Source organism: Rubripirellula obstinata (assembly GCF_001642955.1).
Lineage (GTDB): Bacteria > Planctomycetota > Planctomycetia > Pirellulales > Pirellulaceae > Rubripirellula > Rubripirellula obstinata.
Genome location: NZ_LWSK01000036.1, coordinates 41000 through 51118, shown reverse-complemented (window position 1 = coordinate 51118; position 10119 = coordinate 41000). Strand labels below are relative to the sequence as shown.

The following is a 10119-nucleotide window of genomic DNA, read 5'->3' as shown; positions in this document are numbered from 1 at the left end:
TATGGCTCGCTACGGCCTACTTTCAAGGGGCGTGACAAGTTGACAGCGACACATTTTCATCAGGCCAGGCATCGCCCCGCGCGTTTCGTTCCGCGTGGACGCGCGGGGCGATGCCCACGCGGTTAAACGATTTAGAAACCCTTCACGGCAAAGAACTTTTTATCCAACGCCGTGGAGAATTTTGGTCCTGGGAAACACGCATTAGCTCGTTGCGCCGCGTGGGCTTAACGCTGTTATTGCTTCACTGCAAACAACTGATCGCCTCTTCGGATCAGCAAGTACGGCTTTACAAATGCTCCCGCATAAATCTTGTGTCCGCCGCCGAAGGCAGGAGCTTCGCTTTCGATTTCCCAACAACGATTGGTTGCAATTTCTTTGCCGACATCCATTGAAACAACACTGGTGGTTCCCTTGCTGCCGAACAGGTAGATCTGGCCGCCGGCAACGATCGGTGTGGCCCAAACGCTGCCCGCTTTGATGCGAGTGTTTGAAACCCTTTCGCCGGTTTCCAGGTCGAGCCGAAAGAGTACACCGGCGCGACTGACAAACGCGGCGGTGTCCCCAGCAGCAACGGGGCTGCCGAAGGTTGATGTGGCCTTGTCGGCACGCCAAACCGCTGTTGCTTGAAACGTGTTGTCGTCGGATTTTTCGATCTTGATGAGTGTATTGTTCTGAGGTGCTGAACCCGCGTTTCGTTCTTCTCTGCCGCCCGACGCCCCCATCAAAAACCTTCCGTCGCCCGCTGGCATGGGCGTACAGGATGTGTTGCCGCTGATGTCAGTGAACTCCCAAAGTCGATCGCCGGTGGACGGATCAAACCCGACAATTTTTCCGCTGGCACTGCAAACCAAGTGCGATTCTTCGCCAACGGAAATCAATCGAGGAGAACTCCAGGACGTGGACCCCAGTCCGGGAACCTTCCACACTTCTTCGCCCGTCGCAGGATCGATCGCCATCACGTAGGGATCAGTTTGGCGTTCGATCCAAACGAAGACGTTTGTGTTGTCGTATTCCAACGAAGCTGACAAACCGTGACGTGCTTCGATCTTGCCAAACTGATCGACCAAATCACGTTCCCACAAAACGTCGCCGCTCGTTGACAGCCCCACCAAAACGCCGCCCTCAAAGAAAGCAACAAAGCCATCCTGCGTTGCGACGGCCGACGGTGCCGCACGACTGACCATCGGCGAATTCTTGAACGGCGACGGGTTCGTCCGATCGACTTGCCATTTCTTGGTTCCATCCATTGCAAAAGACGCAACGTGATAGTCGTCTTTTTCAGCACCGCTGGTCGAGGTCACGACGATCTGATCATGAGCAACGATGGGCGTCGATTGACCGTATCCTTGGATCTCGGCAGTCCAGGCGATATTGGATTCGGGAGACCAAGATGTCGGCAACCAATCTTCATCCGCAACCGCCAAGCCACCATTTTGAAACTGCCCCCAGACAGCCTCATCGGCGGAAACAACCGATCGATCCGCGATGCTGAAAATCAAGGCAATCGCCAACAAAGGTGAACAAAACCGAGCTAAAACAAGAGCGTTAGCGGCAAAAGTGCTGAAACAAACGGCGCGAGTATATTTTCCAAAATTCATGCGATAGCGACTTTACACGTGAGTCCGAAGCGTATATTTTTCTTCCTGAGAACAATTCTCAACTAGCTTTTAAAGGTAGCAAGCAAGGTGAGTCACCGGCAACTCGGCTAACGTCGATTTTCCGTTGTTGACCATCCAGCCAGCGAAAACGAAGCAACACGCCTGCGGAACGATCCGCAGTCGTCGTTCATTTTTTCACTGCCTGGAGACTCTTGATGCTTCGCATCTTCAACCGCACACTGCTGTGCGTCTTTTTGTTTGGTTCGCTACTTACGCAATCTGTTTCTGCGGCAATCTTCACCCCTGGTGAAGCAGTCCCTGGCACCACTGGCCAGGTGTTTACATGGGGAACTGAAGCAGGGAACAGCACCTTTGCCCAATGGAATGACTTCACCGGATTCGCCGGGGCAACGACTCCCGGAGGAATTCTTCCGGGAACGGTCGTCGGTGCAAGCGAGTCATTCGACGATAATACCACACCGAGCAATATCCGATTTGACTCGTTTTCAACGATCACGAGCGGCGGCAACGCCTACGGGTTTAACTTCGCCCCGGGCCTTCCTGAATTTCAACCTGACTTCATCACCGATGTGACTGCCAATGTTCGTTCTGGAACGTCCGGTGGAAACAACACTCGGATCGTCGCGCAATGGACGACGCAGGGTGCTGAATTGGATTACAGCTCATTCTTGCTGAAAACCAGTGCCGATCCGGCAGGCGTTTCGCCATACCTAAGCATTGAAACGGAGCGAATGACGCTGGGTGGTTTTGGCGGAGAACTTGTCAGTCGCTTGGCGATCTGGGATTTGACTGAATCCCAGGCTTCGTATGAATTGGATTTCAACGCTGCATCGAACCATGTCTCGCTGGACCGAGTTCGGTTTGACACGTTCACTCAATCGACGCCGTTCGTCGCAGTCACGGCTATCCCGGAACCTGCAAGTTTTTCAATCATGGCAACATTGACTGGAATTGCGTTTTGCCGCCGTCGCCGAACTGCCACAAAAACAAGCTGAATTCGACAAACCGATTTGCATTTGATGCTTTTTCACTGCATGGAGATCCAAATGATCAAAAGAACAAAACGCAAACATACATCAGCTTTCACGCTCGTTGAATTGCTAGTCGTGATTGCCATTATCGGCATTCTGATTGGCTTGTTGCTGCCAGGCGTCCAGGCTGCTCGCGAGGCTGCTCGCAAAATGTCTTGCAGCAACAATTTGAAGCAAATTGGTTTGGCGATTCACATGTACAACGATGTACATCGGCGATTGCCACCTGCGGTGCTGGGGATTCAGGACGGTGTCGCCAATGGTCGTGCTGTCTATAAGCCTGGTCTTACACCGTGGGTTTCTATTCTGCCGTTTCTTGAACAGGACAGCTTGTTTGAGCAATTCGATTTTAACGAAGACGCTTCATCTCCGTTCAACGAAGAAGCGTCCCGCAAGACACCCACGGTTTACCTTTGTCCATCGATGTCACTGCCGACCGTAACGGAGGATTCACTAGGATATTCCAGCTACGCGGTTTCAACTGGAACGATGAAGTATCGCGACCAAATGCATGACGGAGCATTCGTCGATGCGATGAACGTGTTCCGCAGCAGCCGAGTGTTCTTCGGCAAAATACCCGACGCCGAGTCATGGATGTCTTGGATTAGCGTGGATGACATTGCCGGGGCAGATGGAACCAGCAATACGCTGCTGGTGGGTGAATTCGGTAGCCAACTGCAGGACGAATCGTTGGGCTCGTTCCCATGGCCCGGCAGTGGCGGCGAAAGCTTCGGTCAATGGACGGCGAGCTACCCCTACAATTCGACGGCCACCGTGTTTGGGAAATTTAATGCCCGACGAGTCGCCCCATTCGACACCGCATCATTCGAGTCGTTTCGTGGACCGCATGCCGGTGGTGTCGAAGTCGCGATCAGCGATGGAGGCGTCCGCTTTTTAACAGATTCAGTCGATGCCTTTGTGCTCCGCCAACTGGCCGCACGCAACGATGGCACTGTGATTGAAAAGGATCCATGGTGATTCGCTTAATGTTTCCAGCGGTGCTCGCACTGCAATTCGCCGCACTGAGTGGTTGCCAAGAAGACGTGGCAAGTGGTTTGACCGTCCATGGAAAAGTGACCTGCAACGGCAAACCACTTTCCGGGGCCATCGTTACGCTGGATCCGATGTCCGGAACTTCCGGTCCGATTGCGAACACCGCTGTTTTCGATGGCGAATTCAACATTGGTGCAGACGCAGGTTTGCATGGTGGAAAGTACGTGGCGCGTTTTTCAATGTTGCCGCCAGAAATGAGAAAAATACTTCCACCTGAACAAGCCGCAAAGCTACCGCCTGACAACGCAATGATCGGCCCCGAATTTGACGCGAACAGCCGACTGTTTTGTGAACTCACCCCCAACACCAAAAACGAATTGAAATTCGAGATCGAATTCCACCGTTAACAACTGAGCGAAAGATAAGTGTCGCCTTTCGCTCCGCGAAAGTGTGCTCTGACGTACTTTCGCGGAGCGAATGGCGACTATGAATTATCGCTCGCTTAACTCAACCAACTAGATTCCACTTACACAAACTGAATTCTCTACGGACATGAACATGAAAATTGCCTCCCATCCGTTCCAATTTGCAGCCTTGTCCCTGCTCGCACTGCACTTGGTGATACTGGCCACCACACAAACAGCCCACGCACACATGGCGTGGCTTGGCAGCAATGATGAACAGCAGGTCGAATTTTGGTTTGGTGATTCACCAAGCGACCGTACCTACCACATGCCAGCCAAAGTTGCAGCAATTCAATTGCACGCTGACCAAAACGATCAAGCGATCGTGACTGCTGCAGTAGAAGAAGACGAACTAGTCGGCCTGCGCAGCAAAACGAAATTCGATTCGGATGCTGAAATCTCTGGTTCAGTGACCTACGGACTGTATCACGGGATGAAGCTGACCTATCACGTCGAACACCTGCCCAGCCGCGACTCATCGACCTGGCCGACGACGGCTCGCCAGAACGTGGCGCTACAATCAGTGATCACTCCCGCCCCTCAAGGCGGCGTGTTGGTTTCGATTTTGGATAACGGCAAACCAGCGAAAGACGTGGAGGTAAAACTGTACTGCGAAGAGGGCCACGAAGAAGATTCGCAGACCACCGATTCCGCCGGGATGGTCACGTTCGGCAAAGACGTGGTGGAAGGCGGACTCAACGCAATCATGGTTGGCTTGACGGACAAAAATGCGAAGGGTGAACTGGATGGCGAAGCCTATACCAGCGCTGCAAACTACCTGACCGCAACTTTCTTCCACGATTCGGCGAATCATGATCCAGACAGCGATCCTGACAGCGGCGAATCAACCAAGCCAAAAAAGAAAACAGGTGCCAAAGTGGATCCCAACAGTGGCGTTTCCATCAGTGAATCCGGCCTGCCAGACCTGCCCGAAGATCTAACCAGTTTCGGTGCCGCGATTGCCGGTGACAAACTGTATGCCTACGGAGGCCACACGGGCGACGCTCATTCCTATTCCACCGCCGAACAATCCGACCGTTTCTGGTGCTTGGATCTTTCTGCTGGCGGAAGCGGTGAGTGGAAAGAACTCGACGGCGGACCTCGCCTGCAAGGTCTAGCTTTGGTCGCCAATGGCGATGACCTGATTCGCATCGGCGGCTTCACTGCCATGAACGAGATCGGTGACGACCACGACCTGCATTCACAATCAATCGTTGCCAAATACAGCCCGGCGACTAAACAATGGACCCGTTTGCCCGATTTGCCTGAACCACGTTCCTCACTTGATGCCGCGGTCTTAAACAATCGCGTCTACGTGTTTGGCGGTTGGCAAATGCAGGGGGAAGGCGATGACGCCAGTTGGCATGACACCGCGTGGTCGTTGGACCTTTCAACCGGCGATGCAGATTGGCAAGCCATCGCAACACCGCCTTTCCAACGACGCGCGATCAGCGTCGCTGCCCATGACGAAAAACTCTACGTCATTGGTGGAATGCAGGCCGTTGGTGGACCGACCACTCGCGTCGACATCTACGATCCCGCCACCGACACCTGGACCGAGGGCCCAGCAATTCCGGGTTCGGGAATGTCTGGTTTCGGATCGTCCGCGTTTGACGTTGGCGGCGTGCTATACGTCAGCACCATGGACGGATTTGTTCATGCGTTAGATAGGTCCGCTAAAGATTGGCGGACGGTCGCAAAGTCGGATCCGGCGAGGTTCTTTCATCGAATGCTTCCAGCCCAAAATTCAACCCTGTTGATGATCGGCGGAGCCAACATGGAAATTGGCAAGTTCACTCAAATCGATGCTATCTCGTTGCCAAAGACACACTGATGCAAGTCCGTCCCAATGACGCACTAGACGTTTCGGGTCACGAAACCAAACCGGTAATCCCGGCGACTGATTGCAACCTAGCAATCGGCCCGGTAGCCAAGCATGCCGGCAGCAAGGTCATCCGCTTTGATGACCTTGCCAAATGCGGAGACGAAGTTTGGATCGAGCATGCCGGGCAACTCTACCGACTACGAAAGACACGGCATCAGAAACTGGTGCTGTCGAAGTAATCCAAACGATTTGACTTAGGGTGCCTTGCGATCGAGAGCGGCAAACAACTCGGCCAAACTGACCTTCCATCCTGGAAGCACTTTGCCACCATCGAGAACATCAGATTCGTTTAGGATTGTGAACTGCTCGGCACTTTCAAAAACTGCAACGCTGCGACCACGTGGATCCACCATCCACGCCAATTGAACGCCCGCATGAAAATACTCGCGGCGTTTACGTGACATCTCTCCTCGCGTGTTGCTGACACTCAGTACCTCGACCACAAAGTCAGGAACCATATCCGGAATCGGCTGTTCCGGTACACGACCATCTGGCAGACGTGCCCAACTCACAAACGCAACGTCTGGCCCGCGGACTGTATCGCCAAACAAACGAGTCATACCGTCGGCCCCCGTCGCTAAACCCAATGGATGACCTTCCAAGTAGTCATGCAGCCAGTGCAAAATCAGGCCGGCCAACATTGATTCCTGCCAACCCATCGCTTTCTCCACCAAGGTGTTGTCAATGAGCTCATAGAGTTTCCCTTCCAACTGGCGCAAGCGATGAACATCTTCCACCGTTGCTTTTCCAGGCGGCGGATCACATCGAACTCGATCAAGCGGAACGTTCCCAAGGTCAGTGAGACGATCAGCCAAGGAGGTAGAGACTGAGGGATTCATGATTGGTTCCAGTCGTTGGTCTTTGACAACGTCGTTGATGATAGTCGATCCAACGATGCCATACCATCAAAAAACCTCATTCAGTCAATGACATGAATGAGGCTAAAGGATTCTGTTAGCTGGTTGGCAACGGCCTAGCTGTTACTCAATTCAGCTTCGCTTGCTTCTTTGGAATCGGACTCGCTATCCTCCGCCTCGACTTCGACCGGGTCAGCGTAACCGCCAGCCGCCAAAACTTGGTCCTTGATGACTTCGGCGACGTCGGGATTTTCGATCAGGAAATTACGAGCCTTCTCTTTGCCTTGACCAAGATAAGTTTCGCCGTACTTGAACCACGAACCGCTGCGGTTCACGATCTTGTGAACGACTCCAAGATCCAACAAGTCACCTTCAAAGCTGATGCCATTGCTGTGCATCATGTCAAATTCGGCGATGCGGAACGGAGGTGCGACCTTGTTCTTGACGATCTTCGCTTTAACACGCTGGCCGACTTGCTCTTCGCCATCCTTCAGTGCGCCAATTCGGCGAACATCAATTCGGCAAGAACAATAGAACTTAAGTGCGCGGCCACCGGGTGTGGTTTCGGGACTGCCAAACATCACGCCGATCTTTTCACGGATCTGGTTGATGAAGATGACGGCACATTTTGATTTGGAAATCGCACCGGTCAGCTTACGCATGGATTGGCTCATCAATCGAGCCTGCAAACCGACGTGGCTATCACCGATCTCACCTTCCAATTCCTTCTTGGGTACCAGTGCAGCGACCGAGTCGACGATAATGATATCGACCGCGTTACTCTTGACCAACATTTCGCAAATCTGCATCGCTTCTTCGCCGCTGCTGGGTTGGCTGACCAACAACGTGTCCAAATCGACGCCCAACTTCTTGGCCCAACTTGGATCAAAGGCGTGTTCGGCATCGATGATCGCCGCGATGCCGCCCATTTTTTGAGCTTCCGCACCAATGTGCAGTGCCAATGTTGTCTTACCACTGGATTCCGGCCCGTAGACTTCGATCATTCGTCCACGCGGAATCCCTTGTCCACCCAGCGCCATGTCCAACGACAAGCTGCCGGTTGGAATGCCGTCAATCTTTAGCGACTGAGATCCGCCAAGCGGCATGATCGCTCCGTCACCAAACGCTTTTTCAATCTGCTCCAAAGTCGTTTTCAGACCAGGCTCACGAGCAAAAACCTCTTTCAAACCTGGGTCAACTTTGCTCTTGGATGACGATGCAGGTGCTTTTTTCTTGGCCATGTTCAGTTCCTAACTTTCCCTAAGTGCTGTTTCTAAATTCAATGCGAACAATGAATTACGATCAGTGAACGCCCATATAGTATCGGTGTCGCGAAGTTGACACAAGCGATTTTGACAAGTTTTCCACGAGTCATTTTCCCCCGCTGTCCACCGCGTTTCCCTCTGACACTTAGAGTATCCGCGCTGTCATTGACACGTCTGGTCAATTGCATGGCTTCGCACGTTTGACGAAGCGTTTTCTGAGTACTTTCCAGCCAATCCTCTGGTTTGAATTACGCTTGCGGGCAGGAATCACTGCAAAAACAGGCGTAGCGGGCGGGATAAAACGCATGCAGATTGTCTAAACGCTGAAAACTGACGTAGGCCAAAATGGAACGACGCACTACCGACTCTCCAATACATCAACAGTCCTCCGTTTCCATCACAAAACGGCCTTGGCAAAACGTGCGTCTTTGGGCGTTAACGTTCGCTGTCATGTTTGCTGTTTCTAGCCAACCCGTTGCAGCACAATTCTCGCTCACCAAAACAGCGGACATGACGCTGGATTCCAACGCCTTGCAGTTGGCTGGCAACGGATCATTTGGTCGCACCATTAACGGGATGCCTTACCAACAAGACACCATCGTAACACACCAGGGATACCAATACGCAGCTTGGTATCACAACGGTTCCAGTGACGAAAACATCTTCATCTCCCGCCGCAAGCTGACCGGTAACTCTTGGGAAACAATCGACACGGGTTACGGCTTGGACAATGGCGACGCGACACCAAATTCCACTTCGTCAGGCCGCGCATGGGATTCTCACAACACGATCTCCATGGGGATTTCTAACGACGGACGAATTCATTTGGCGTACGATCACCACGTCGATCGACTGCGATACCTGACGACGGATCCGGGTGTCGCAACCAGTTCCGGCGGCGTCTGGAATGCCGCAATCTTTAAACCAGAACGCGATGCTTTAAATTTGAATGGACTCAATCAAACCACGCTTCCGCAAGTCACCTACCCTCGCTTTACCAACGTCGGCGATGAATTGATTTTCAACTACCGTGTCGGTTCCAGCAACAATGGCGATTCGTTGATCGCCAACTACAACCCCGCGACCGGCCAGTGGTCCAGCCCAAGAACGATGATCCAGGGGCGTGCCGGAGGCGGCAGCTACACCGACCTAAACGGCGACATCAACACAACCCGCAACGCATATTTTAACGGTATCGATACCGATAGCAGCGGACGCTTGCACGCAACTTGGACATGGCGTGAACGGCAACAAAACAACCACGACATCAATTATGCTTACAGCAATGACGGAGGCCGGACTTGGCAAAACAACAATGACCAAGTCATCGGCACCGAGGCGGCACCCATCACCATTGGTTCCGATGGTATCGAAGTCGTCGATCTCGATATTCGTCAAGCACTGATCAATCAACAGGGCCAAGCGGTTGATGGCCAAGGTGGCGTTCACGCAGTGATGTGGCATAGACGCCAAGAACCCGGTTTTGAGTGGGAAGAAGGCGATGCTAGATTCAGTCGCGAAGACTCGGCGTACCATCATTACTATCGCGATCCGCTGACCGGTGAATGGGCTGTTAGCATACTGCCGGTAAACCTCGATGACCCCAGCCGAACCGTTGGCAGCCGACCACGCGTCGGAGTCGACAGCAACGGCAATGTCTTCGCGCTCTACACCGCGCCCAATGGCGACTTTGTGATCGCAGGTGCCGAGCGTACTGCGGTCGGCTTGTCGGAATGGGAGGTATTGCTTTCGGACAATAGCGTCAATTTCCAAGGCACGCCGCAACTTGACCAAGATCGTTTGTTCGACGATGGAGTTTTGTCCGTCTTCATCCAAGAGCAAGCAACCGAACGGTTTGACGAAATCGCTAGCGGAAGTCCGCTGCGCGTCGTCGAATTCCAAATCAATCCGTCCGTGGCAATCCCAGAACCAAGCTCATTGGCCGCGTTGATCGCCGCATCCTGCCTCGCGATGCGACGCCGCCGCAAAGCTATTTGATGCAGAG

At 53.1% G+C, this 10119-nt stretch carries 9 protein-coding genes; 6 read left to right on the top strand and 3 right to left on the bottom strand.

Annotation, left to right across the window (positions count from 1 at the left end):
* Positions 1 to 233: 233 nt before the first annotated feature.
* The gene (locus tag RC85_RS11250; protein WP_235033297.1) at positions 234 to 1499 is read right to left on the bottom strand and encodes an outer membrane protein assembly factor BamB family protein; all 1266 of its coding nucleotides are present in this window, start codon (positions 1497 to 1499) and stop codon (positions 234 to 236) included.
* A 314-nt stretch (positions 1500 to 1813) separates the two neighbouring features.
* Between RC85_RS11250 and RC85_RS11245 the strand changes: the two genes are divergently transcribed.
* From RC85_RS11245 to hemP, 5 genes are all read left to right on the top strand, one after another.
* Positions 1814 to 2614, top strand: coding sequence for a hypothetical protein (locus RC85_RS11245; RefSeq protein ID WP_068262514.1), 801 nt, complete (start codon positions 1814 to 1816; stop codon positions 2612 to 2614).
* 51 nt (positions 2615 to 2665) lie between these two features.
* Positions 2666 to 3628 (top strand): DUF1559 domain-containing protein, encoded by a 963-nt coding sequence (locus tag RC85_RS11240; RefSeq protein WP_160148127.1) that lies wholly within the window; start codon positions 2666 to 2668, stop codon positions 3626 to 3628.
* Positions 3625 to 4050, top strand: a complete 426-nt coding sequence (locus RC85_RS11235; RefSeq protein ID WP_149752777.1) for a hypothetical protein — start codon at positions 3625 to 3627, stop codon at positions 4048 to 4050. The genes RC85_RS11240 and RC85_RS11235 overlap by 4 nt, the downstream gene beginning before the upstream one ends.
* 151 nt (positions 4051 to 4201) lie before the next feature.
* Complete coding sequence (locus RC85_RS11230) at positions 4202 to 5941, top strand: Kelch repeat-containing protein (protein WP_068262532.1); 1740 nt, start codon at positions 4202 to 4204, stop codon at positions 5939 to 5941.
* Positions 5941 to 6171 (top strand): hemin uptake protein HemP, encoded by a 231-nt coding sequence (hemP, locus tag RC85_RS11225; protein ID WP_068262506.1) that lies wholly within the window; start codon positions 5941 to 5943, stop codon positions 6169 to 6171. Before RC85_RS11230 ends, hemP begins: the two co-directional genes overlap by 1 nt.
* 15 nt (positions 6172 to 6186) lie before the next feature.
* On the opposite strand, the gene RC85_RS11220 is transcribed toward hemP, so the two are convergent.
* Together RC85_RS11220 and recA are read right to left on the bottom strand one after the other, a co-directional pair.
* Positions 6187 to 6831 (bottom strand): Uma2 family endonuclease, encoded by a 645-nt coding sequence (locus RC85_RS11220; protein WP_068262503.1) that lies wholly within the window; start codon positions 6829 to 6831, stop codon positions 6187 to 6189.
* Positions 6832 to 6965: 134 nt separating this feature from the next.
* A complete protein-coding gene (gene recA, locus RC85_RS11215) occupies positions 6966 to 8090 on the bottom strand; it encodes a recombinase RecA (RefSeq protein ID WP_068262501.1) in 1125 nt (374 codons plus the stop codon).
* Between the two features lie 474 nt (positions 8091 to 8564).
* Here recA and RC85_RS11210 point away from each other — a divergent pair, with 474 nt between their 5' ends.
* Entirely contained in the window at positions 8565 to 10112 is a 1548-nt protein-coding gene (locus tag RC85_RS11210) for a BNR-4 repeat-containing protein (protein WP_068262499.1), read from the top strand.
* Positions 10113 to 10119 lie beyond the last annotated feature (7 nt).